This is a genomic window from Psychrobacter arcticus 273-4 (assembly GCF_000012305.1).
Lineage (GTDB): Bacteria > Pseudomonadota > Gammaproteobacteria > Pseudomonadales > Moraxellaceae > Psychrobacter > Psychrobacter arcticus.
The window spans coordinates 2,388,448-2,412,229 of the sequence record NC_007204.1 but is presented as its reverse complement, the minus strand read 5'-3'; the positions used below and the strand labels follow the sequence as shown (position 1 = coordinate 2,412,229).

Sequence of the window (23,782 nt, the reverse complement as noted above, 5' to 3'; positions counted from 1 at the left end):
TTTTAATAGCCACTAGCATTTATATAAATATAACCCTAATTTTATTACTATGAATAAGTCTTAAAAGTTACTTATAAAGATATTAGGGCGTGTTGAACATTGAGTATAAAATATTGGCAAAAAAATAGCGAAGCCGTCATCTTTAAGTTCTCACAGCAAAAGACCTCGTTCGCTATGCTTTGCACAATGCTCAAAAATGACAGAGCAGTTGTCACAATATTTGATAAGCTCAAGCAGAGTTATGAGCATACGGTGGCCCTTGCTTGTGCTTATCTTTGGTTGAAATTATAAATGTTCAATACGCCCTAATAGCATCGTAAACTATGGTGTAAGTATAATTTGGGGTAATAACTGGGAGGGACTCACGGTGTTCTTTAATTATCCTAAAGACATCAGAAAAGCGATTTATACCACCAATGCTATTGAATCACTGAACAGCGTGATTCGTACGGCGGTGAATAAGCGTAAGGTGTTCCCATCTGATCAGGCAGCATTCAAGGTGATATAGGTGTTATTTTTGTGGCGATTGCCATTTTCTTTTTCTCATTTACTTCTATCATTGCAAACTACAGCTATGGTGAGTCAAATCTTGAGTTTATCTCTGGTGAGAAAAATGCCAAAGTTATGATTATGATATTGCACTTTATGGTCTTGGGCATGGTATTTGTTGGTGCTGTTGCAAGCCTGCCTGCTATTTGGAACTTTGCTGATTTATCTATGGGTCTGATGGCATTGGTCAACTTAGTGGCTATTATAATCCTGTTGCCAGTAGCACTCAGAATATTACGTGACTATGAGCGCCAATAAAAAATCGCCCTTTTGAGGGCGATTTTTTATTGGCGCTTATTTTCGAATATGACTGTCTAAATCATGGTTTACATGTTTGGATAGTTAGGACCGCCGCCACCTTCTGGCGTTACCCAAGTGATATTCTGTGAAGGGTCTTTGATATCACAAGTTTTGCAATGGACACAGTTTTGCGCATTGATAACAAATTTAGCGCCTTCGGCATCTTTAACTATTTCATAAACCCCAGCTGGGCAGTACAGACGCGCTGGCTCAGCATATAGTGGCAAGTTGATAGTGACAGGCACCGTTGGATCAGTTAATTTCAGATGTACTGGCTGATCTTCAGCATGGTTGGTGTTTGAGATAAAAACAGATGATAATTTATCAAAGACCAATTTGCCATCCGGTTTTGCATAGGTTGGCTGATAGGCATGAGCCGCACGCTCAAGCTGATCATAATCTTTTTGATTGTCATGAATGGTCAAAGGCATTTTGCCACCCATCAGATTTTGCTCGATAAAGGTAAAGGCGCCACCCATCCATTGACCCATACGGTGCATAGCTGGAGCAAAGTTGCGCGCTTCATAGTTGTCTTGATACAACCACGACTCTTTATACATGGTGCTATATGCTTCTACGTCATCATGTTGGCGACCAGCTTGCACCGCCTCAAAAATCGCTTCAGCAGCTAGCATGCCTGACTTCATTGAGGTATGTGTGCCTTTGATTTTGGCAGGGTTTAAGAAGCCTGCATCATCACCCGCCAATACACCTCCTGGGAAAGTGAATTTTGGTAACGAGTTTAAACCGCCTTTGGTCAACGCACGAGCGCCGTAAGACAAACGCTTACCACCTTCCAAGACGTTACGAATAAGCGGATGTAGTTTTAGACGCTGCATCTCATCAAATGGCGACATATATGGATTTGAGTATGATAAATCGATGACCATACCAAAGCTCACTTGGTTGTTTTCATCAAAGTACAACCACCAACCGCCAGATGAGCCAGTATCAGTCAATGGCCAGCCTGAACCATGCATCACTACGCCTTCTTCATGCTTTTCAGGCGTCACTTCCCATAGCTCTTTTAGACCAATACCATAATGCTGCGGATCGGAGTCTTTATCCAGATCAAAACGGCTGATTAGGCGCTTGCCCAAATGACCACGGCAACCTTCGGAAAAAATGGTGTATTTACCAAGTAGCTCATAACCTGGCTCGAAGCTATGTTTCGCTTCGCCACTGGCAGCCACACCCATGTCGCCTGTGAGGACGCCTTTGACCGAACCATCATCATTATATAGGATTTCATCAGCAGAGAAGCCTGGGAACATCATGACTTCCAGCTCTTCTGCTTGCGCAGCCAACCAACGAACGACGTTGCCTAATGAGACAATATAGTTGCCTTCGTTATGCATGCTGGCAGGAATAATTGAATCCATTAGTTTGGTAGATTTGGTTGCCGAACCCAACATATAAACGCGGTCTTCAATCGCAGGGACGTTCAGCGGCGCGCCTTTTTCTTTCCAATCTGGAATCAATTCATCCAAAGCACGTGTTTCCATGACCGCACCAGATAGGGTATGAGCGCCAAACTCCGAGCCTTTTTCGACCACACAAACCATAAACTCATCGTTACCTGCTGCGATGGCAAGCTGGCGTAGACGGATGGCAGCTGAAAGACCGGCAGGTCCACCACCAACGATGATGACATCAAATTCCATTGATTCACGTTCAACTTCAGGCTCTGCTGCGACAGCAGGTTCTAGTGCTTTGTCGACGACGACCATTTCAGCAACTGGCTCAACGACTGGTGTTATCACTGCTGGCTCTGGATTTGCCGTGTCTGTCACGATTGGTGTGTCAATATTCACAGTATCACCATCAATAACTGGCGTTTGATTGTCTTGCTCTTGCATACCTACTCCTAAACTTGTAGTGGCTTATCTCAGGGCATCATTAGCTTAACAATTGAATAATAAGGCTTGTGGCGCTAACTTTACTTAGACATATGGTTGCCCGATAAAAAGGGTCTTTACGGTATCAGTTGACGACGTTACGATGAAAGCATTTTGTTAAAAAGGTTCAATACATAACGTAAAATGTGTCGTTAATACAGCACCCACCAGACTATTTCAAATAAAAAATCGTTATTTATTATAAAAGAAAAGTCCCACAAACACGATACGCATTTCACAACATCAGTGTTAAGGTAAAATTAAGACGGTGGGGGTACAATGACGATATTGTTTCATCATACCCGAAACTAAAATTTATAGTAATAACAGATTTGCCAAACTTTGATTACTATAGTTGAAATACTTTAAAGTCGCTACCGTATTGCTGGTGTAAATTTTTTGCAGCCTCTGTCTGCATAGGCACAGCAAGCAAGAAAAATTTGCACCAGTAGTACCTGTTGTATCGATATTACTTTTCACCGACTATACATAAAGGATTTTACGATGACAGATAACAATAAAGACATCGATGCCACGACTGCAAAAGATGCTAAAGGCTCTAATGGCAAGCTATCTGAGCTAAATAATATAGACAACTTGAGCCAATATTTAAAGTCTACGGCAGGGACTCGTGAAGGACGTGCCATACCGCCACTAGAAAATTGGCATCCTGAGCAAATGGATGATATGGATTTGGTTATTAAAGCCAATGGTGAATGGTGGCATGAAGGCGGACACATGACCCGAGAGTCATTAGTCAGTTTGTTTGCCACAATTTTATGGAAAGAAGAGAAAAAGGGCGTGACTGAGTATTTTTTAAAGACGCCCGTACAAAAACTGCGTATCCAAGTGGAAGATGCACCACTATTGATTAATGATGTCGGTATCGTCAATGAAGACATTAATAGTTGGCTAGAATTTACCACGACAACGGGTGATGTCGTTCGCTTAGATGATGAGCATCCTATCGTTTTACGTGCTTATGACTCTGTTAATAACTCTATTAATGACAATGGTGACGAAAATGATCGCTCTAGTGATACAGATGCTGCTCATAATAGCCACGGTGAAGAAAACCAACAATCAGCATCCGAGGTACAAATACGCCCTTATATGATGGTTCGAAATGGGTTGACGGCGCTTATTGGTCGCAATGTATTTTATCATTTAACCGAGATTGGCGAATTGACAGAGCAAGATGGTAAGACCACACTAACCCTGCAAAGTGGCGGTAACGCTTATACATTATCGATGCCATCTATTTAACGGTTAATAATGAGCTATAATTAGCCAGTCATTGCTATTAATTTTGGGCAAAACTTGTTATCTATATTATAGACCTTTTTATTTATGAGCTAATTGTTAGGAATAATGTTAGTTAACTTTATCAGTAAGGTCGGTATGACAGTATTTTTATCAAAACGGCGGTAAAATAATATGAAAGTTGCCGCAAGTGACGTTGCTAACCCGGTTAATACTTACTCAATGATTTCTGATAACCATACCTCTAAAGAAGCGATGGCTAATAGTGTGATACATAGTCAGGAGATAGATACTAAAGGGATAAAGGCAGACCGTAGCGCGCCCATTGGTTTATTTGATTCTGGGATCGGTGGGCTGTCTGTTTATCTACATTTAGCCCACCAACTACCCAATGAACGCTATATTTATTATGCAGATACCCTGCACGTGCCGTATGGCAATCGCGATAGTGAAGATATTAAAGCATTGACATTAACGGCAGTAAAGTGGCTACATCAGCAAGGCTGCAAGCTTATTGTCATTGCGTGTAATAGTGCTTCTGCCTATGCGTTAGAGACAGCAAGACATCATTATCCGCAGCTGCCGATTGTGGGTTTGGTACCCGCATTGAAACCTGCGGTATTGGCTAGTAAAAGTGGTCATGTGGCGGTACTGGCAACCAAAGCGACTCTAAACGGTACGCTCCTGAACGATGTCATTACTAAGATAGCCAGTCCGAGTGCAACCAGAGTGACCAAATATTTTGACCCGCAACTGGTGCCTTGGGTAGAATCAGGCATGCCAGAAAACAGTAAAACAGCGCAAAATCTGCGTCAGCAATTGCAAGTATTTGCAAAAGATGGGATAGACCAGCTGGTATTAGGCTGCACACATTATCCGTTCTTTAAAGATTTTTTGATGCAAGAGATTGAAGAGCAAAAACTATCGATGCAAGTGGTTGATTCAGGGCAGGCAATTGCGGAGCGCGTTAAGCAATTATTGATAACCAATAAGCTATCAGCATTACCTATAGATGGGTTGGGTGAAAAGAGTGTTGTGGACGTTGGTTTGAGCGGTAACCAGATTAAGCCACCATTGACATTTTATGCGACCAAATACCATAAAGATATGGATTTGCTGTTATCATGCTTACTTGGCGAACAAACGCATTTACTATACTATCGTTGAAATACTTTAAAGTCGCTACAGTACTACTGGTGTAAATTTTTTGCAGCCTTTGTCTGCGTAGGCACAGCAAGCAAGAAAAATTTGCACCAGTAGTACGTGTTGTATCGATATTACTTTTCACCGACTATATGATGTCTCTAGTTAAGCTACCCAAACCTTCGGCATCTGAGACTCTAGCGGCTACTTTGACAAATAATAAAATTACAAGACAACAGAATACTGTCGCCCCACCAACCGCTACTCGCTAAATTATCGCATTTGCTATAATTTTCATTATCTTAGCTACCACTCGTACAACCTCATAAAAATCATGGTTCACTAACACGTTTCTTGTCTATGGCTACGTTTTGTAATACAAAGTATACGTCGCACTGGTTGTGAATCCCTTTGATACTCGTAATAATGATCAGGATAAACACATAATAATACCGAGCAATTAAGGAGAGCAGACGATGAGTAATGCTAAAAATGATGCGTTAAAAAGTGCATTAGACAGCTTAGAGCAAACCATGCATGAGGCAAGTCAGTTTCATACGTTAGAAGAGCAAGTAGCGGATATGAAGCGCCGCGGCATTGATCCTACCAAAGCCTATAAGGATTTGGATGGACAAGAAGAGGATGCCGATTGGGGTGATACTACGTGGAAAGAAAATGGCAAGTGGGCGCCTAAGACGCCGGCAAATTTAGATGATAAAGCCCGTGAAAATTGGGATGGTGACAATGGTAAACCTAATCCGCCGCCTATCGTTTAAAATTTAGTATTATCACATAGACTGTACTAAGTGATAAAAAATGATAGAACGATATGCTTTATATAACAAAAAATGCCACGCTAATGATGAACTGACCCCCATAAGTTGGACACAATTTATGGGGTGATTTTTTATAGTGTTAATGGCTGCAAATACAAAGACTATAGTTGAAATACTTTAAAGTCGCTACCGTATTGCTGGTGTAAATTTTTTGCAGCCTCTGTCTGCGTAGGCACAGCAAGCAAGAAAAATTTGCACCAGCAGTACCTCTTGTATCGATATTACTTTTCACCGACTATAATAAGCCTTCATCAATACGTACCAGTGTGATGACACCATCGGCGCCTGTGACGCGACGATATCGCGTTGTGCCTGAGTTTGATGGAGTAATCGCTGTAGGCTGCGAGTAGCTATTAGGCGTGGTATTTTGCTGTTGAATCAATTGTCCCATACGATCAGCAGACGCTGGTTTTAAAGGACGACTGTTTGTTGGCTGTCCATATGAATTACCATATTGTGAATTGTTAGGCGCCGCATTACCCACGATGGCACGATAAAATTTCTGCCCTGCGCGTCCATCAGCCGGAAAAATACCACGACTAGACTGGTATTGCTGAATGGCAGTACGAGTATTATCACCGATAATGCCATCGACTGCGCCAATGTCATAGCCTGCGTTCAATAATGCTTGCTGAATCGCTCTGGATTCTTGGCGACCAATACCAGGGTCATCAGTTGGCCAAGCTGTGATAAAGTCAGTTTTACTGCTATCTTCGCGAGTAATCAAATCCGATAAATGAGCAATCGCCAGTGCATAGCTTTCTGATGCATTGTAGGAATAAAAAGTATCGAAATTTTTACCAACTAAAAATGCAGGACCGTCTTTACCAGCAGGTAATAATAATCCAGCACTACTCAAGTCGGAAGGCAACGGGCTACCATTAGCAAGGGTTAAGCCTTGATTACGCCAGTGACTCATCGATTTTTTATCTTTACGATTAGAAGCTGCCCAAAACCCACTTGGCAGTTTAACTTCATAACCCCATGCTTCGCCTGAACGATAGCCGCGCTTATCTAAAAAGTTAGCGGTAGAGGCGAGTGCATCAGGAACACTATTGACCAAGTCGCGACGACCATCACCATCGAAATCAACCGCCAATTCTAGAAATGTGCTTGGCATAAATTGCGTTTGCCCAAAAGCGCCTGCCCATGAGCCCGTCATATCGCTTGGCGCAATATCACCGTTTTGTACGATTTTTAAGGCATTGGCATATTCGCCTTGAAAATAGCTTTGACGACGATCAAAGCAAGACAAGGTCGCTAAAGATTCAAATAAAGGTTTTTTGCCCAATGTCTGCCCAAAGTTAGACTCCACGCCCCAAACGCCTAATACGTGCTCGGCTTTGACGCCATAACGCGATTCAATTTTACGCAAAGTATCTGCCCATTGACGTTTGGCTTGGATACCATCTGCTACTCGTTCGGTGTCAACGAGCGAAGATAAATAATCCCAGACATCTTTCTGAAATTCAGGCTGATAGTTGAGCGATTGAATCACACTTGGATCAGGCTGAGATGGGCGATAGTTATTAAAAGTATAGCTATCGACACCACGAAATTTGCTAGAGTTTTTTAGATCATCCAAGCACTGTTGAAATTGAGTATTAGACAAGTTTGGTGCGTCTGATTTGGCAGCTTGGGCGGTGCTGGCAAGGCTTAAACCAATAGCTGCAGTCAATAAAGACAAGGTGGACAAATGAGACAAACGCATAAAAATATCCTATAAATATCGAAATAGTCAGTAGAAAGTGGCGCAAGTAAAGTAAAAGCAGATGCTACTTAGAGTAACCAATCTAAATAGTAAAGAAAAGGTCTCGAGGTACTCAGTTACTATAAATGGACGGTGGCGTGAGGTTAGGAGAGGGTTTTTGAAAAATATGGCATTACCTGATTTTAGGAAAGGCTCGTCTCTGATTTTAATATGAGTGATTTTACGGCCGTTTTGTAAAACTACTTCGCCAAAATGCTCTTCAACTCATCAATAAAATCATGAATACGCTCTGCATTTTTACCCAAATCACGACTACCAACCCGTGATTTACTGCGGATATCGACCAGATGCTCGCTACCATTATCCTCGCTACCATTATCATTGATACGTATGACGATATCATCCTTGAAACCAAACCACATGGTCGTATCGGTCGCTTCAATGATGCCTTTATCAGTATCAACGCTGATCAGCTCCCAGCCTAAATTATCAATGGTTTGTCTGGTTGAATCTAGGAGATCGAATTTTGATTAGATTTCTCGTTTATCGTTTATTTAACAACCAAACATGCTCTGTCACTGCCATCTCAGGTGCTGCATTTAACACTGATGGTTCGCCCTGATAACTGTCCTCGATAGCATTTATTCGTTTAAAATAAGAACTTCTTTTAAACGAATAAATCTCTAGTTAATCTGACGTTTAGCTCACCATGTACTGACTGAATTCTTTACGCAATTTGGCGAGCTTTGGCGGTATAGCAAAGTTGCAATAAGCCTGTCCTGGATTACGATTAAAAAAGTCTTGATGCGTGTCTTCTGCTTGATAAAATTCAACCGCAGGATGTACTTCGGTGACGATATTAATGCCCATATCACGTAGCTTATTAATGGTACGATCGACGGTTGGTTTTTGTGTTTCGTCTGTATAAAACACTACGCTACGATATTGGCTGCCAACATCATTGGCTTGACGGTCCATAGTAGTAGGATCGTGAGTGGCAAAAAAGACATCAAGTATCACTTCTAATGGGACAGTCGATTCATTAAATTTCACTTTAATCACTTCGATGTGACCGGTATCTCCGCCGCAGACTGCTTCATAATTAGCTGATACCGCATTGCCACCCATATAACCTGATATTACAGACTCCACGCCTTTTACTGATAAAAATACTGATTCTGTGCACCAAAAGCAGCCACCGCCTAATATAATCGTTTGCATAATAATTCCTATTTTTTGTCGCCATATTTTTATAGCTATGCGCCATGCACCATGTACTATCTGCTCAGCGATATACATTTAGCTTAACAGCGCAGTTGACCGCGATAAGTAACAAACAGTAATGTTATAATGGGCTTTTGCTACGCTAAGAAGCTCGTTATTATCAGCTTATTATTATTAATAGCCTCAGTCAAAATGATTACACACTGTAAAGTTTAGTTTTATTACCAAAGAATGAGTCATCCTATGAGCCAATCTCAGCCTGCCACTGTCAAACATGACACCCTATTCACCACGCCACTAGATAAAGCGGCGCGTTTTTCATTTGATGAGCAAGTGGTGGCTTGTTTTCCGGATATGATTCGTCGTAGTGTCCCAGGTTATGGTCAGGTATTGGCGATGTTACCTATATTTGCCCGTCGTCATTGTAAATATCGTCAGCAAGGCGATAACGGTCAGCGTGTCAGCCGCATTTATGATTTGGGCTGCTCGCTTGGTGCTGCAAGTATGACGTTGGCTGGTGAGTTTGAGTCACAAGATCTGCAAATTAAAGCAATTGATATTTCACCAGCGATGACCACTGAAGCGACCACCTTGCTAAGTGACAATTATCCTGAGCATGATATAGAGGTCATCACCGCTGATATTCGTGATATTGAGTTTGAGCCATGTGATATGGTGATTTTGAATTTAACCTTACAATTTTTACCAGCTGCCGACAGAGTCGCGGTACTTGAAAAAATTTATGCCGCACTCAGCGAAGGCGGTATATTGGTATTGACTGAAAAGACCCATGCTTTTGATGAGCAGTATGATGCGTGGTTGGTTGAACGTTATTACGATTTTAAACGCGCCAATGGCTATACCGAAATGGAAATCAGTGGCAAACGTAATGCGCTAGAAAACGTCCTTATTACGGATACTTTAGATGAGCATCATACGAGGTTAGCGCAAGTAGGTTTTCAGCGCCATCTGACTTGGTTTCAATTTTTAAACTTCGTCTCTATTGTGGCGTTTAAATAACGGCTAAATCCTTAAAAATAAATGTCATCCTATTTTTTGATCAACAGAGTAATCCGTTTTTATGCTTAACAACACTATTCTCCACGCAGAACGCGAACTGTATTTAACCTTGCTAGCATGGGCACAGCAGCAGCCGAACGCTTATGAGTGGCTCACGCAACTGCCTACATGGTTAAACGATATAAAAGATAAAGCCAATTACGCTCATGCGCCAGCTTATCAAGCTTCGGTTGCGCGCTTGCCCACATTGACCGTCGATAATGTTCAGTTAAATAGCGATATATTGACGATCGATGCACAATTAAGTGATTCTGAGCGTAAACAAGCAACTGCCTTGTTAAAGCAGCTGATGCCGTGGCGCAAAGGACCTTTTAAAATTGGCAGTAGCCAAAATGAAGGGGAGCAAGCCGAGCCAATTTTTATCGATACAGAATGGCACAGTGATTGGAAGTGGCAACGAGTCGCACCGCATTTGGGTAATTTAAAAGGGCGTCGTGTATTAGATGTGGGCGGTGGCTCTGGCTATCATGGCTGGCGTATGGCAGGGGCAGGTGCTGATACGGTTATTATTATTGACCCATCGTGCTTGTTTTATCATCAGTTTATGGCAATTCGTCATTTTGTCGGTAGCGCCGATGCTCATGACATAGGTCGTTATCGTACCCACTATATTCCAGTGCCGCTTGAAGCATTACCGGATAATAGCCAGCTGTTTGATACCGTATTTAGTATGGGAGTGCTCTATCATCGTCAGTCGCCCTTTGAGCATTTACAGCAGCTAAAAGGTCAACTGGTAAAAGGTGGTGAGCTGGTACTTGAAACTTTGGTGATAGAAGGCGATGCCAATACCGTACTGGTACCGCATGACCGTTATGCTCAAATGAATAACGTGTATTTTCTACCGTCGGTGGCAGCATTAATTGGCTGGCTTGAAAAAGCAGGATTTACAGAAGTGCGCTGTGTCGATGTGGCAGTGACCTCAACCGATGAGCAGCGCAAAACTGAGTGGATGAATTATCATTCGTTAGCAGATTTCTTAGATCCTAATGATCCAACAAAGACTATTGAAGGCTATCCTGCGCCGATGCGTGCCACTCTGATTGCCAAAAAATGATTAGTAAAGTGATAAGTCATCAATAGTGTTTAGATAAACCACCGTGTAAATGCCATTTCTAACAATATTTTTAAGATAAAACCGATAAAACCAGCACCAAGTGCCAAAAACATCCAAAACGTACCAGCGCGACCAGCACCAGACTGTTTTGATAAGTCCCAAATGATAAAGAATAAAAAGGCAATAAAAATGGGTAATAAGATGTAAAGCCCCCAATTGGTAACGGTACTGGCAGCAATAGCAAACATAATTTTATCCTGTATATAAAATAGTAAATGAGCACATTCTCTGTTCGCTATTTTTATGGCTTTTTAATGAAATACTTATAAATAGTTGAATAAGTATTTCAGCGTCACGATATCTAGAGAAAGTAGCCAATAAATGGCGTTATTATAACGCGGAATAGGCTAGGGATGAATATATCACTAACCTTAGGAAACAGGAACGCTACAATAACTCTGAGTTGTAAGCTATCTGCCAATTATAATAGTCCTCAAACGCCAAATACACCTTAGATAAGACCTCGCACCTTGCTATAAATAGGATTTTATCGCTATTTTTGGTTCAAATAGTGCAATAGCACGTAAAGGTTGTTATATTTATAGGTTACTTAATCTTTTAGTATGAGTTTATATCCCACCATTTTTATTGTTTATTTATCTGAGTTTATAGTCCTATGTCACAAGCCCAAATCAATACGCTCGCCTCACTGTTTGACAGTGCGATTGCAGTCCTCAAAAATGACGGCGAATTACCGGCTGATTGGCAAAATAACAGCCAAATTACGCGTACTAAAGATGCCAGTCATGGTGACTTTGCCAGCAATATTGCCCTAACTGCCGCCAAAGCCGCTAAAGCCAATCCACGCCAAGTGGCTGAAAAAATTGTCAATGCATTGCCTGAAAACCAAGATATTCGCCAAATAGAAATCGCAGGTCCAGGTTTCATCAATGTATTTTTGAATACTGAAGCTAAGTTTGCTGTGTTAGATGATATCTTTAATTTGCAAGCTGGCTTTGGTTTAAGCAAGCAGTTTGATGGGCAAAAAGTACAAGTTGAATTTGTCTCTGCCAACCCAACCTCTAGCTTGCACGTCGGTCATGGACGCGGCGCCGCATTTGGTATGAGCGTTTCAAACTTGCTTGAAGCGATTGGCTATGACGTTACTCGCGAGTATTATGTCAATGACGCTGGTCGACAGATGGATATCTTAGCGACCAGTACTTATTTGCGCTATCTAGAAACTAATGGTGAGCCAGTCACTTTCCCGGTCAACGGCTATCAAGGCGACTATGTCAGTGATATTGCTCAGACACTAAAAACACAGCACGCTGATACCTATGTACATCGTTTTGCAGAAATTGCCAAGGACGTACCAGAAGATGCGCAGTTTGAAATAAATGCCGATGGCGAAAAAGTACTGCTATCAGGTGATAAAGAAGCGCATATTGATGGGCTAATTGCCAATAGTAAAGCTTTGCTTGGCAGTGGTTATGAGCTGTTCCTAAATGCAGCGTTAAGCAGTATCTTGGCTGATATCAAAGATGATCTAAATGACTTCGGTGTGAGCTATGAATGCTGGTTTAGCGAAAGATCAATTGATAGTGAGATTGAGCCAGTCTTACAGATTTTAGAAGACAAAGGCTATCTCTACGAAAAAGATGGCAATATTTGGTTTAAATCGACGGACTTTGGCGATGAAAAAGACCGTGTAGTACGCCGCGCCAATGGGCAAAGCACCTATTTTGCGTCTGATATCGCCTATCATAAAAATAAATTTGATCGTGGTTTTGATAAAGTCGTTAACGTTTGGGGTGCAGACCATCATGGCTATGTGCCGCGCGTAAAAGCTGCCTTATTGGCGCTTGGTATCGATGCCGACCGTTTGGATGTGGTGTTAGTGCAGTTTGTGGCATTATGGCGCGGTGACGAAAAAGTACAAATGTCGTCACGCTCTGGCAAATTTGTCACTTTACGTGAGCTACGTCACGAAGTTGGCAACGATGCAGCACGTTTTTATTATGTGGCGCGTAAGCCTGAAGTGCACGTTGATTTTGACTTAGAGCTTGCCAAATCGCAAAGTAAAGACAACTTGGTTTACTACATTCAATATGCACATGCGCGCGTTTGCCGTGTGTTAGAAAAACTAGAAGCCAGTGGTTTGAGTGTTAATGATGCGATGGGGGCGGAGCAGCAAGAGTTACTTGTTGCATCCAGCGAAGAGGAGCTCATTAAACTGCTTGCCGCTTATCCTGCTACCTTGTTGCGCTCAGCGACAGGTTATGAGCCGCATATCTTAACTAATTACTTAAAAGAGTTGGCAGCGTTATTTCATGGGTGGTACGACAGCAATCGTATCCTACCTGTGAGTCTGACTTCAGGTGAGACACCAAGCGCAGATGAGATGGCTATGATGCAAGCTCGTTTACGCTTATCTAAAGCAGTACGTCTAGTCATTAGTAACGGGCTTGGTTTATTAGGGCTGTCTGCACCGTCTAGCATGTAATATAAAACTGGTAACTGATAGTAATAATTCGATAATGACAGATAGATTCAGTAGGGAGAATGCGATCCATGTTAGCCAAAAAACCAAGAGGTGCCACTGAAAAGCGCAAAACAAGTAGTGCGTCAGGCTTATTATGGATGTTTATTGGCGCAGTGTTGACACTAATGATTGGGGTGTTCTTATACCTATCACCATGGTTTAATTTTAGTCCCGCTGATAGTGCTGGAGATCCTAATAAGCAAATACAGCAAAGAGTGGAGACGGATGCCGATAATGGTGATTATGAGTTCTATGATATTTTACCCAATCAAGAGATGGCAACCGTCCCTGATGAAGAATTTGACGAGACCGACAGTGATCAATTGGGTGAAATCATAGATTTTGAACCGGATGTGATTGTCAATCAAACTGATAGTACTGTGCCTAGTGCTAATGATGGTACGGGTAATATCTCTGAAGGCACGAGCAGTGCGCCAAATGCTGGCACTAGCAATAGTAGTAATGATGATATTATTATTATTGAAGAAGAAGCAACCTATGATGGTACACCAGCGACAAGTAATACGGGTACTAATGCTGGTAACGCAAGTATTCAAGCTGCTAAGCCTGCTGCCACGTATATTTTGCAAATTAACAGCTTTGGTGATGCTGATGAAGCCGATCGTCGCCGTGCGCAAGTACTGATGGCAGGTGTCGATGCGAAAGTCGTCAAAAATACTACCGATAATGGCTTGCCTATTTATCAGGTGATCTCACGCCCGATGAGCAGTCGCCAAGCGGTTGCCACTGCTCAGCAGCGCCTACAAAATAAGGGTATTGATTCTATTATTGTCGAACAGCGTCGTTAGATTTATTAAATTTCGTATAAAAATCGTCACTATGATGCTTTTTTATACGTTTTTTTGCTGATAGTACTGTAGCGACTTTAAAGTATTTCAACTATATATCCGGCGTTTGTAATCTCATTCTTATTGAAACACTAACCAAGAGTGTCGCTATGACGGTATCTAATTCAGCAGTAACCACGCCAAGTCCCTTTAAAGTGTTTTTTCAAAAATACTTTATTGATGCTTTTACTGGTATGGCATTGGGGCTTTTTGTCACCTTAATAGCGGGTCTCATCATCTCGCAAATTGGGGGCTGGCTAAATCTGCCGGCACTGATTGCCGTCGGAAAATTGGCATCCGTGCTAATGGGCGCGGGTATCGGCGTCGGCATTGCTTATTATCTAAAAGCGCCAACTTTGGTGATGCTTAGCTGCTTGGTTGCTGGTATGTTGGGCGCTCACTCTGAAGCTTTGATGGCAGGCAATCTATTTATTGCGCAAGAAGCAGGTCCTGCCACCTTTGCCGCGCTACCGGGTAATCCTATTGGTGCGTATTTGGCGTCAGTTTTTGCCTATCGTGCTGGTACATGGGTCGCAGGCAAGACCAAGCTTGATATTTTACTGGTGCCTTTATTGGTATGCGCCGTGGCATTAGCCGTATGTGCACTACTAAACCCTCCTGTCGTTGCCGTGGTCAATGCCATTGGTCAAGGCATTCAAGCAGCAACTACTTTACAGCCATTATTAATGGGTATCGTCATTGCTGTAGTAGTCGGTATATTACTGACGATGCCGACCTCTAGTGCTGCTATTTGTATTGCAATTGGACTTGGTGGTGTAGCAGGTGGGGCTGCAGTAGTCGGCTGTGCGGCACATATGATTGGCTTTGCCGTCGCCAGTTTTAAAGACAATGGCATCAGTGGGGTTGTGTCTCAGGGTCTGGGCACCAGTATGCTGCAAATCCCTAATGTACTCAGAAAACCCATCATTTTATTACCTGCTGTCATCGCAAGCGCCATCGTCGGTCCGATAGCGACCGTCGGCTTTGAGCTAGCATGTACGGCTACAGGAGCAGGTATGGGAACTGCAGGACTGGTTGGTGTGTTTGGCGTGATTGAAGCGTCACAAGAGATTATGAGTACCAGTCAATTATGGACCGCGATTATTTTATTAATGTTTGTATTACCGGCTGTGATTGCTGGCGTTGTGGCTTATATGATGCGTCGATTTGGTTGGTTGGTGGATGGGGATATGAAACTGCCTTAACATTCATTAAAAAATAAGAAGCGTTCATTAAAAAAATAAGATTCAATGAAAAATGCTAGAAAATCAAAAAGCCCAGTTATTTAAATAACTGGGCTTTTCGGTTTTCTATAGTCGGTGAAAAGTAATATCGATACAACAGGTACTACTGGTGCAAATTTTTCTTGCTTGCTGTGCCTACGCAGACAGAGGCTGCAAAAAATTTACACCAGCAATACGGTAGAGACTTTAAAGTATTTCAACTATAGCATTTATAACGTTTTTAAATTAACGACGTACATCTTTAGGCGCATCACCATTGGGCCAGTCTTTGTCTTTATTGGCTTTGATAGGGCGTGGCAAATGGGTGAAATAACTCGCAATATCGACTGCTTCTTGGTCACTAAGCGAGCCACCTTGACCAAAAGGCATTTTGCCTTTTATAAAGCTAGCTGCTGTGTAAGTTCGTGCCATGCCTGCGCCATCATTGAATGACTTGTCGCCAGCGATAGCAGGGTAGACATAAGTGCCGTCATCATTATATTGACCTTCGCCAGTTGCACCGTGACAAACGCTACACTTCTCTGCAAATAGTTTTTTGCCATTGTCAGTATTTGGCTCGAGGGTTTTATCAACTTTGACAAAACCGCTACCTTCAGGCGATACGCCAAATGGCATGTCTTGTGACAACCAGCTCATATAAGAGACCATTGCATTCATATCATCTGAATTAAGATCCAGTGCTTTACCATTCAGAGAACGCTCAAAACAGCCGTTAATGCGCTCTTGTATCGTATTGATGCGCCCTGTGCGCTTACTATAGTTAGGATAAACACTGGGCGTATTGTTCCAAGGCGCAGCATAAGCCTCTGAACCATTACCAAGGTGGCAACTGGTACAGTTCAGCTGATTACCGACATTGTTTGGCAACTCTTTATAAGTGTGATTGGAGATTTGTAGGCCGCGACGAACAGCAGCACCAAACTCATCATCTGGAATCGTAGATTCATCTGGCATCTTGATAGTAGGCTTGCCACTTGCTGTATCGGTGCCGCCTGCGGTCGCAGTCATGTCATTGGCAGCTGGCATGTTGCTTTTAAGCGCCTCAGCACGTGCTTCAAGGTCTTTTACCCGTGCCAATGCTGCCGCTTCTTCAACACGCTCAACGGCTTTAGTTTCAGTGTTATCACTACAACCGGTAATGCCGACAGCACTAATGGCAAAAATTGTGGCTATCAAAACGGAGCGCTTACGATATGGAATTATTTTCATGGGAATATCCTTATTCTAGAAAACTATATAGAAATTTCGATTTATAGGGTAGTTTAGTTGTCATAATGGCAGAACTATATTTTTTGATAAATAGCAGGCTAAGAGCAGAGAAAATAAGAGTAATCTTTAAATGTTATAGAACCAACAGGTAGTCTCAGTTCTTTAATACAGTATTCGCCGCTCAGCAGCCTAAGCCTAGTTATTAAAAAAACAGTTATCAAAACATAGCAAATAATTAATCGGTAAGTTGCTAGTAACATTATTGTATCAAATACAAATATGTAAAGTGTTTTAAAATTGAAAGCAAAAGCACTATAGTTGAAATACTTTAAAGTCGCTACCGTATTGCTGGTGTAAATTTTTTGCCGCCTCTGTCTGCGTAGGCACAGCAAGCAAGAAAAATTTGCACCAGCAATACGTGTTGTATCGATATTACTTTTCACCGACTATATTATATCTTTGCTTCTTTTAAATTGAAGTGCTTGTATGCATCATAAAAAAAGCGCTCAAACATAGATTGTGTTTGAGCGCTTTTTTTTAAAATTTTAACATCACTGCTTGCTAATAAAAACGATCGACTAAGGCTGTTAGTAAACCTACAATTGCTAAGCAGCTAAGCAATCTCAGGAGTCTTGCCTTCGTTAATCACTTGCTCGTCGACGAGTACTGTCTTGGCATTTTTCATAGAAGGCAGCTCATACATCGTCTCTAACAGGGCGTTTTCAACGATAGAGCGCAGTCCACGAGCACCAGTTTTGCGTGCCATGGCTTTTTTAGCAATCGCATCAAGTGCTTCTTTGGTAAACGTAATATCAGCGCCTTCCATATCAAACAGATACTTATACTGCTTAACCAATGCATTCTTAGGTTCCGTCAATATTTGAACCAACGCATCTTCGTCCAGCTCCGTAAGCGCAGCAAGTACAGGAAGACGACCGATGAGCTCTGGGATAAGTCCAAACTTGATCAAATCTTCAGGCTCTACTTGTTGAAGCAGCTCTGAGCTACGACGGCTATCATCTTTTGAGCTGACATCGGCATTGAAGCCAATACCTGTTTTTTCAGTACGCTGCTGAATAACTTTATCAAGACCGGCAAACGCGCCACCAACGATAATCAAGATATTACTGGTATCGACTTGGATCAGCTCTTGCTGTGGATGCTTGCGACCACCGTGTGGCGGAATAGCAGCGACCGTACCTTCAATAAGCTTTAGCAGAGCTTGTTGAACGCCTTCGCCCGACACATCACGCGTGATAGAAGGGTTGTCACCCTTTTTGCTGATTTTATCAATCTCATCAATATAGATAATGCCTTGCTCAGCTTTACTGACATCATAATCTGATGCTTGTAGTAGCTTTTGTACGATGTTTTCAACGTCTTCGCCGACATAGCCTGCTTCGGTTAAAGTCGTCGCATCTGCCATCGCAAAAGGCACATCAAGTAGGCGTGCTAAAGTTTGCGCAAGTAATGTCTTACCAGAACCTGTCGGACCAATCAGCAAGATATTACTCTTTGCCAGTTCAACCATCGCATCAGCAGCACCGATTTTAGCTTTTTTACTGTCATTGGCTAAGGTTTGGCTCACTTTTAGGCGTTTATAATGGTTATAAACCGCAACTGCCAACGCTTTTTTGGCAGCGTCCTGTCCGATAACGTACTCATCAAGCTTGGCGCGTAGCTCTTTTGGTGTTGGTAGTTTTTTATTAACCCAAGAGGTATCAATGTCGCTATCGTCATCAGTATTTTCATCACTGTCGGCGATAAGGTCAGTACATAGCTCAATACATTCATTACAAATATTGGCATCGTCAGCAGCAATCAGCTGCTTCACTTCACTTTTTTCTTTGCCGCAAAACGAGCACAGCGGGGTGTTATCTTCTGCCATAAAAGGCGCTCCTAAAATTCAATGCTTATAAATATTCTGATGTTTGCATCACCGCTTAAGTGCCTAATATGTAGTACTTAAGCATGAGGGCAGGCTACTAGCTACATGGATACGGCTGCTAAAGAGTAGCTATTATAAAGAAGCAGGGCGACGCTCTAACACTTCATCAATCAGACCATACTCTTTGGCTTCTTTAGCATCTAGCCAATAATCACGCTCGACGTCTTTTTCAATTTTCTCTACCGATTGACCCGTACGCTCAGCCAAAATCTCGTTTAAACGAGCACGAGTTTTCAGGATTTCACGCGCATTAATTTCGATATCCGTTGCTTGACCTTGCGCACCGCCTGAAGGCTGGTGAATCATGACGCGAGCGTTAGCCAATGCATAACGTTTGCCTTTTTGACCAGCGGCCAGCAAGAATGAGCCCATGCTATACGCACCGCCCATACAGATGGTTGATACTTCAGGTTTGATAAAGTTCATCGTATCAAAAATGGCCAAACCAGCACTGACCGAGCCGCCTGGTGAGTTGATATATAAATGAATGTCTTTATCAGGGTTTTCAGCTTCCAAAAATAGCAGCTGCGCGACGATTAGATTGGCCATATGGTCTTCGACTTGACCGGTCAAAAAGATAACGCGCTCACGCAGTAGACGCGAGAAAATATCAAACGAGCGTTCACCACGAGCTGATTGCTCAACCACCATAGGAACCAAGGCGCTTTGAGTGGTGCTCTGCACATGGTTGTGTGCACTCATCAGCATATCAAAATGCGGGTTGGCAGTGATGCGATCATAATCTGTCATAAAAATATCCTATTTATAAAGATAGAAGCTAAAAGGTAGAAGCTAGAAAATGGTTAAGTTTTTATTGGTGTTTATCATTGTAAACATTGTCGGTTTATAATAAAACCTATTAAGCTAAATGAAACGTGTATCGCGTCAATAGCTGATAAATAGTGGTGATAAAGGCTAGCCGCTAAAAATAATTGAGCTAATGGTAACTTTTTTATCGTGTTAATAGTAACTTTTTAATGTGAAAAATAATAAATGACTCCCTATTAATAAGGCGTTTGTGCGCATTTATCAAGTGCGCTGTCTATAAACTATTCATAAAGATAGCATATAAGCCACCAATAAAAATGCCCTAACAAATTTGTCAGGGCACTGTGTTAGGGCATTTTTGGAGCAATCTTAGCAATCAGTGCCAATGAATGGCAAAGGGCTAGCTAGATTACATCGCTTGCTGCTGTTGTTGCTGAGCAGCTAATAGGTCTTGGTAGCTCACTTCTTTGTCAGTTACTTTGCCCTGACCAATCAAATAATCGACTACTTGGTCTTCTAGTACCACAGACTCAATGTTAGCGCGCTGTTGCTTATCAGTTGTGTAGTACTCAATCACTTCTGCTGGATCTTCGTAGTTTTCAGCCGCTTCTTTGATGAAAGTCTCAACGCGAGCTTGGTCAACTTCTAAGCCTTTGGTATCGATAACGCGAGCAACGATGATGCCAAGACGGGCAGCACGTAGCGCTTGCTCTTCGAATAGCTCATTTGGTAACATGTCTTTATCGAAGCTATCAGCATTAGCACCGAACTGTTGAGAAAAACGTTGCATCATCATGTTGCGTTGACGCTCGATTTCTTGCTCTAGCATGGCGTTTGGTACGTCAAACTCGTTCTTTTCTAGCAACGCATCAAAAGTCGCTTGTTTCACTTGGCTACGCGCAGCATTTTTGATTTCGCGTTCCATGTTTTTGCGAACGTCATCTTTTAACTTCTCAACGCCGCCTTCTTTAACACCGAACAGCTCAAGGAACGCATCATCCATTTCAGGTAGCTTAGATTTTTCAACCAATTTTACATTGATTTTGAACTGAGCTTCTTTACCAGCCAAGTTTTCAGCTTGATAATCTTCTGGGAAAGTCACGTCGATGGTTTTTTCTTCGCCAGCTTTCATGCCTTTGATGCCTGCTTCAAAACCAGGAATCATCTGGTTGCTACCGATAACCAGTTTGAAGTCTTCAGCAGAACCGCCTTCGAATTTTTCGCCATCGATAGAGCCTTCAAAGTCAAAAGTGACTTGATTGCCTTTGTCTGCTTTACCTTTTTTCTCAACGAATTCTTCACGTTGTTTTTGTAGGTTTTCGATCATGGTGTCAACGTCTTCTTCGTTAACCGTCGCTGTGTGACGCTCAACTTCGATTTCATCGATACCTTGAATATCAATTTCTGGGAAAATTTCAACGGTCGCTTGATAAACCAAGAAATCATCTTCAAGTTTTACGTCGTCGATGTTTGGCATGCCAACGGCGCGGATGTCTTCAGATTTGATCGCTTCAAAAACGGTATCACGGATGACATCGTTGATCACTTCTTGTTGAATGCCAGCACCGTATTGAGAGCGGATATGCGACATAGGGACGTTACCTTTACGGAAACCGTCAATTTTGGCAGTTTTCGCTACTTGGCGAATACGGCCTTCCACTTTGTTTTGAATCTTTTCAACGGGTACTTTAACCGTTAGTTGCGTTTCTTTGTTAGATAACTTGTTGGTTGTGACTTGTAAATCTGTAGCCATGATCATTACACCTTTAGGATTAAATAATAGACAACCATGCCTCAAAATATGGGCGTGTATGACTGGTTGCCGTTGGAATAAATAGGGAATAGTGATAGCGAGTCGTTCTGAAATCAATGCTTTTAGCAATCGCTGCTGGCTCTGAAATACGACATGTTTTATCTTAGTCGACGCTATCAAATATCAATAATACACCGTCAATAGGTCGCATAATAACGCTTTTTGGTGAATTATGCAGACAATTAACGGCTTTCAACAAAATTTTAAAAGTAGAACAGTATAATCTATCTGTTTATTAAAGTAAAAATTATCTGTTTTGTCCTCTATATATGGCAAATCTGCTATAGTCGGTGAAAAGTAATATCGATACAACACGTACTACTGGTGCAAATTTTTCTTGCTTGCTGTGCCTACGCAGACAGAGGCTGCAAAAAATTTATACCAGCAATACGGTAGCGACTTTAAAGTATTTCAACTATATATCGCTGATCTCATTTAAAATACGTTTTGTATTTCTGCGCTTGATTTACTGGTCTGAGGATTAAATGGCATCGAATCGGCTAACTACAAGAGATGAGCGGTTTATAAAGGTAATTGCGCCAATAATTGCTGAATGGCTTGACCACGATGACTGATGCTGTTTTTATCCGTAGCGCTTAAGCTTGCTGCCGTCGTCTGTAGCTCTGGCAACCAAAATAGCGGATCATAACCAAAGCCACCATCACCATGCGGCGTCGCTAAAATCTCACCTTGCCATAAACCTTGCGCGATAATCGGTAGCGGATCATTAGCATGACGCACCATCGCCAGTACACAAACGAATAACCCTTTAATAGGCTCGTTAGCTTGCTCATTGCGAATAGGTTGCAACTCAGTGACGAGCTTGGCGTTATTCTTACTGTCGTTGCCGTGCTCTCCTGCATAGCGCGCCGAATAAATTCCCGGTGCGTTGCCCAATACTGGTACACATAAGCCAGAATCATCAGCAATCGCAGGTAAACCACTAATACGACTGGCATGACGGGCTTTTATAAGGGCGTTTTCGATAAAACTCAAGCCATCTTCAATCGCATCTTCGATATCAAGCTGTCCTTGCGGTATTACCGTTACATCCAAATTTGCTTCGGCGAACAACCTTTTAAACTCAGCCAGCTTGCCTTTATTATTGCTGGCGAGTACCCAGTGGTTAGTGAGTGTCGATGGGATAGATGGTCGTGATGTGTGGGTAGCGCTCATAATATTATTCCGTCATATGGTTTTTAGATTTCGATTGATCGGCTGTTAATTTTTGGCTATCTTTTAAAGTTTGTACTTATTAGCCTTCATAATCATGCTAGCGTCTAGTGTGTAAAGCGCCAAGATAGGTAGGTTTCTCATGCTACCAATAATCAATGGCTATATTGATTGTATGGTCTATAACATTTGTTAACTGAGATTTATGGCTACTATTGCTATAATAGCTGCCAAGCTATTGTGGATTATATCTTATAGCTTGTGAATATTAAGTTAATAAATGCTTATAAAGTCAAGTATTTGGCTTTTGAATGCATAGTAAGAAAAGAATAATAGTTAAGTTCATTTTGGATTCATAATAATACGTGATATTGTGTTAAGAAATAACCCGTAGTAAACGATAACATTCATTTCAAACAATAAACTCAGCCAATTTAGCCATCTATTTTATAGGGTTTTTTGCGTGGTAAAAATAGCGTAAAATACAATATCTATACTCAGTTTCTATAAATTAACGGCTAAACAGCAAGGATAAAATAATTATGTCAAAGATTACCTTACCAGAACTACCATATGCAAAAGATGCACTTGAGCCACATATCAGTGCTGAAACTTTAGAGTTTCATCATGATAAGCATCATGCTGCTTATGTGAATAAGTTGAACGAATTGCTACCGGGTTCTGGTCTAGAAGATAAAACCTTGTCAGAAATCATCGTAGCAACGGCCAAAGATGACAGCAAACAAGGTATGTTTAACCAAGCAGCTCAAGTATGGAACCACACGTTCTATTGGAACTGCATGACGCCAGACAACGGCGGCGGTGAACCTACTGGCGATCTAAAAGCTAAAATCGAAGAAGATTTCGGTAGCTATGACAAATTCCGTGAAGAGTTCAAAAACGCAGCATTGACTCAATTCGGTTCAGGTTGGGCATGGCTAGTCGCTGATAAAGTCGGTGGCAAATTGTCAATCGCTAAAACGGCTAACGCTGACACGCCACTTGCACATGACCAAATCGCGGTATTGACTTGTGATGTGTGGGAACATGCTTATTACGTCGATTATCGTAACCGTCGTCCTGAGTATGTTGACACCTTCCTAGACAAGCTAGTGAACTGGGACTACGCAAACGCAAAATATAAAGGTCAAGATGCTGGTGTTGAAGCGTAAGCTT

20 protein-coding genes and 2 pseudogenes are annotated in these 23,782 nt (G+C 42.0%); 12 read left to right on the top strand and 10 right to left on the bottom strand.

Features of this window, described 5'->3' with window-relative positions; translation table 11 throughout:
- Positions 1 to 189: 189 nt before the first annotated feature.
- From PSYC_RS11615 to PSYC_RS10120, 3 genes and pseudogenes are all read left to right on the top strand, one after another.
- Positions 190 to 291: pseudogene (locus tag PSYC_RS11615) on the top strand (IS5/IS1182 family transposase); the annotation flags it as partial.
- Between the two features lie 49 nt (positions 292 to 340).
- A pseudogene (locus tag PSYC_RS10125) lies at positions 341 to 505 on the top strand (transposase); the annotation flags it as partial.
- A 14-nt stretch (positions 506 to 519) separates the two neighbouring features.
- Positions 520 to 807 (top strand): alanine:cation symporter family protein, encoded by a 288-nt coding sequence (locus PSYC_RS10120; protein ID WP_041757786.1) that lies wholly within the window; start codon positions 520 to 522, stop codon positions 805 to 807.
- Positions 808 to 875: 68 nt separating this feature from the next.
- On the opposite strand, the gene PSYC_RS10115 is transcribed toward PSYC_RS10120, so the two are convergent.
- Positions 876 to 2,579 (bottom strand): electron transfer flavoprotein-ubiquinone oxidoreductase, encoded by a 1,704-nt coding sequence (locus PSYC_RS10115; protein WP_049750961.1) that lies wholly within the window; start codon positions 2,577 to 2,579, stop codon positions 876 to 878.
- Positions 2,580 to 3,251: 672 nt separating this feature from the next.
- On the opposite strand from PSYC_RS10115, the gene PSYC_RS10110 reads away from it, so the two are divergent.
- From PSYC_RS10110 to PSYC_RS10100, 3 genes are all read left to right on the top strand, one after another.
- Positions 3,252 to 4,013: a DUF1285 domain-containing protein gene (locus PSYC_RS10110; RefSeq protein WP_011281212.1), complete on the top strand. Its 762-nt coding sequence runs from the start codon at positions 3,252 to 3,254 to the stop codon at positions 4,011 to 4,013.
- Between the two features lie 171 nt (positions 4,014 to 4,184).
- A complete protein-coding gene (gene murI / locus PSYC_RS10105) occupies positions 4,185 to 5,177 on the top strand; it encodes a glutamate racemase (protein WP_011281211.1) in 993 nt (330 codons plus the stop codon).
- Between the two features lie 452 nt (positions 5,178 to 5,629).
- On the top strand, positions 5,630 to 5,929 hold the full coding sequence (locus tag PSYC_RS10100) for a hypothetical protein (RefSeq protein ID WP_011281210.1): 300 nt from the start codon (positions 5,630 to 5,632) through the stop codon (positions 5,927 to 5,929).
- Between the two features lie 295 nt (positions 5,930 to 6,224).
- On the opposite strand, the gene PSYC_RS10095 is transcribed toward PSYC_RS10100, so the two are convergent.
- From PSYC_RS10095 to msrA, 3 genes are all read right to left on the bottom strand, one after another.
- A complete protein-coding gene (locus PSYC_RS10095) occupies positions 6,225 to 7,700 on the bottom strand; it encodes a lytic murein transglycosylase (RefSeq protein ID WP_011281209.1) in 1,476 nt (491 codons plus the stop codon).
- A 239-nt stretch (positions 7,701 to 7,939) separates the two neighbouring features.
- Positions 7,940 to 8,170: a DUF1499 domain-containing protein gene (locus tag PSYC_RS11265; protein WP_264622183.1), complete on the bottom strand. Its 231-nt coding sequence runs from the start codon at positions 8,168 to 8,170 to the stop codon at positions 7,940 to 7,942.
- Positions 8,171 to 8,399: 229 nt separating this feature from the next.
- A complete protein-coding gene (gene msrA / locus PSYC_RS10085) occupies positions 8,400 to 8,921 on the bottom strand; it encodes a peptide-methionine (S)-S-oxide reductase MsrA (protein WP_011281207.1) in 522 nt (173 codons plus the stop codon).
- Between the two features lie 234 nt (positions 8,922 to 9,155).
- Between msrA and cmoA the strand changes: the two genes are divergently transcribed.
- The gene (cmoA, locus tag PSYC_RS10080) at positions 9,156 to 9,944 is read left to right on the top strand and encodes a carboxy-S-adenosyl-L-methionine synthase CmoA (RefSeq protein ID WP_011281206.1); all 789 of its coding nucleotides are present in this window, start codon (positions 9,156 to 9,158) and stop codon (positions 9,942 to 9,944) included.
- A 61-nt stretch (positions 9,945 to 10,005) separates the two neighbouring features.
- Positions 10,006 to 11,058 carry a tRNA 5-methoxyuridine(34)/uridine 5-oxyacetic acid(34) synthase CmoB gene (cmoB, locus tag PSYC_RS10075; protein WP_011281205.1) on the top strand — a complete coding sequence of 351 codons (1,053 nt, stop codon included), beginning with the start codon at positions 10,006 to 10,008 and terminating at the stop codon, positions 11,056 to 11,058.
- A gap of 29 nt (positions 11,059 to 11,087) precedes the next feature.
- Here the strand turns inward: cmoB and PSYC_RS10070 are convergent, their stop codons facing one another.
- A complete protein-coding gene (locus PSYC_RS10070) occupies positions 11,088 to 11,306 on the bottom strand; it encodes a DUF2788 domain-containing protein (RefSeq protein ID WP_011281204.1) in 219 nt (72 codons plus the stop codon).
- 428 nt (positions 11,307 to 11,734) lie between these two features.
- On the opposite strand from PSYC_RS10070, the gene argS reads away from it, so the two are divergent.
- The 3 genes from argS to PSYC_RS10055 all read left to right on the top strand — a co-directional run bounded on the left by argS (position 11,735) and on the right by PSYC_RS10055 (position 15,656).
- Complete coding sequence (argS, locus tag PSYC_RS10065; RefSeq protein ID WP_011281203.1) at positions 11,735 to 13,564, top strand: arginine--tRNA ligase; 1,830 nt, start codon at positions 11,735 to 11,737, stop codon at positions 13,562 to 13,564.
- Between the two features lie 68 nt (positions 13,565 to 13,632).
- The gene (locus PSYC_RS10060) at positions 13,633 to 14,412 is read left to right on the top strand and encodes an SPOR domain-containing protein (protein ID WP_011281202.1); all 780 of its coding nucleotides are present in this window, start codon (positions 13,633 to 13,635) and stop codon (positions 14,410 to 14,412) included.
- A gap of 149 nt (positions 14,413 to 14,561) precedes the next feature.
- On the top strand, positions 14,562 to 15,656 hold the full coding sequence (locus tag PSYC_RS10055) for a PTS transporter subunit IIC (RefSeq protein ID WP_011281201.1): 1,095 nt from the start codon (positions 14,562 to 14,564) through the stop codon (positions 15,654 to 15,656).
- A 264-nt stretch (positions 15,657 to 15,920) separates the two neighbouring features.
- Here PSYC_RS10055 and PSYC_RS10050 read toward each other — a convergent pair whose 3' ends face one another.
- From PSYC_RS10050 to rdgB, 5 genes are all read right to left on the bottom strand, one after another.
- The gene (locus PSYC_RS10050) at positions 15,921 to 16,904 is read right to left on the bottom strand and encodes a c-type cytochrome (protein WP_011281200.1); all 984 of its coding nucleotides are present in this window, start codon (positions 16,902 to 16,904) and stop codon (positions 15,921 to 15,923) included.
- Between the two features lie 613 nt (positions 16,905 to 17,517).
- Positions 17,518 to 18,792: an ATP-dependent protease ATP-binding subunit ClpX gene (clpX, locus tag PSYC_RS10045; protein WP_011281199.1), complete on the bottom strand. Its 1,275-nt coding sequence runs from the start codon at positions 18,790 to 18,792 to the stop codon at positions 17,518 to 17,520.
- Between the two features lie 132 nt (positions 18,793 to 18,924).
- The gene (gene clpP / locus PSYC_RS10040) at positions 18,925 to 19,602 is read right to left on the bottom strand and encodes an ATP-dependent Clp endopeptidase proteolytic subunit ClpP (RefSeq protein ID WP_011281198.1); all 678 of its coding nucleotides are present in this window, start codon (positions 19,600 to 19,602) and stop codon (positions 18,925 to 18,927) included.
- Between the two features lie 427 nt (positions 19,603 to 20,029).
- The gene (gene tig, locus PSYC_RS10035; protein WP_011281197.1) at positions 20,030 to 21,373 is read right to left on the bottom strand and encodes a trigger factor; all 1,344 of its coding nucleotides are present in this window, start codon (positions 21,371 to 21,373) and stop codon (positions 20,030 to 20,032) included.
- A 582-nt stretch (positions 21,374 to 21,955) separates the two neighbouring features.
- On the bottom strand, positions 21,956 to 22,609 hold the full coding sequence (gene rdgB, locus PSYC_RS10030) for an RdgB/HAM1 family non-canonical purine NTP pyrophosphatase (protein ID WP_011281196.1): 654 nt from the start codon (positions 22,607 to 22,609) through the stop codon (positions 21,956 to 21,958).
- A gap of 539 nt (positions 22,610 to 23,148) precedes the next feature.
- On the opposite strand from rdgB, the gene PSYC_RS10025 reads away from it, so the two are divergent.
- A complete protein-coding gene (locus tag PSYC_RS10025; RefSeq protein WP_011281195.1) occupies positions 23,149 to 23,778 on the top strand; it encodes a superoxide dismutase in 630 nt (209 codons plus the stop codon).
- Positions 23,779 to 23,782: the final 4 nt, after the last annotated feature.

Excerpts from the sequence above, each read along its gene's own strand:
- tig (WP_011281197.1), bottom strand. The coding sequence starts at position 21,373 with ATGGCTACAGATTTACAAGTCACAACCAACAAGTTATCTAACAAAGAA.
- PSYC_RS10060 (WP_011281202.1), top strand. The coding sequence starts at position 13,633 with ATGTTAGCCAAAAAACCAAGAGGTGCCACTGAAAAGCGCAAAACAAGT.
- PSYC_RS10025 (WP_011281195.1), top strand. The coding sequence starts at position 23,149 with ATGTCAAAGATTACCTTACCAGAACTACCATATGCAAAAGATGCACTT.
- rdgB (WP_011281196.1), bottom strand. The coding sequence starts at position 22,609 with ATGAGCGCTACCCACACATCACGACCATCTATCCCATCGACACTCACT.
- clpP (WP_011281198.1), bottom strand. The coding sequence starts at position 19,602 with ATGACAGATTATGATCGCATCACTGCCAACCCGCATTTTGATATGCTG.
- PSYC_RS10050 (WP_011281200.1), bottom strand. The coding sequence starts at position 16,904 with ATGAAAATAATTCCATATCGTAAGCGCTCCGTTTTGATAGCCACAATT.
- clpX (WP_011281199.1), bottom strand. The coding sequence starts at position 18,792 with ATGGCAGAAGATAACACCCCGCTGTGCTCGTTTTGCGGCAAAGAAAAA.
- cmoB (WP_011281205.1), top strand. The coding sequence starts at position 10,006 with ATGCTTAACAACACTATTCTCCACGCAGAACGCGAACTGTATTTAACC.
- argS (WP_011281203.1), top strand. The coding sequence starts at position 11,735 with ATGTCACAAGCCCAAATCAATACGCTCGCCTCACTGTTTGACAGTGCG.
- PSYC_RS10055 (WP_011281201.1), top strand. The coding sequence starts at position 14,562 with ATGACGGTATCTAATTCAGCAGTAACCACGCCAAGTCCCTTTAAAGTG.
- PSYC_RS10070 (WP_011281204.1), bottom strand. The coding sequence starts at position 11,306 with ATGTTTGCTATTGCTGCCAGTACCGTTACCAATTGGGGGCTTTACATC.
- murI (WP_011281211.1), top strand. The coding sequence starts at position 4,185 with ATGAAAGTTGCCGCAAGTGACGTTGCTAACCCGGTTAATACTTACTCA.
- PSYC_RS10095 (WP_011281209.1), bottom strand. The coding sequence starts at position 7,700 with ATGCGTTTGTCTCATTTGTCCACCTTGTCTTTATTGACTGCAGCTATT.
- PSYC_RS10100 (WP_011281210.1), top strand. The coding sequence starts at position 5,630 with ATGAGTAATGCTAAAAATGATGCGTTAAAAAGTGCATTAGACAGCTTA.
- cmoA (WP_011281206.1), top strand. The coding sequence starts at position 9,156 with ATGAGTCATCCTATGAGCCAATCTCAGCCTGCCACTGTCAAACATGAC.
- PSYC_RS10115 (WP_049750961.1), bottom strand. The coding sequence starts at position 2,579 with ATGGTCGTCGTCGACAAAGCACTAGAACCTGCTGTCGCAGCAGAGCCT.
- msrA (WP_011281207.1), bottom strand. The coding sequence starts at position 8,921 with ATGCAAACGATTATATTAGGCGGTGGCTGCTTTTGGTGCACAGAATCA.
- PSYC_RS10110 (WP_011281212.1), top strand. The coding sequence starts at position 3,252 with ATGACAGATAACAATAAAGACATCGATGCCACGACTGCAAAAGATGCT.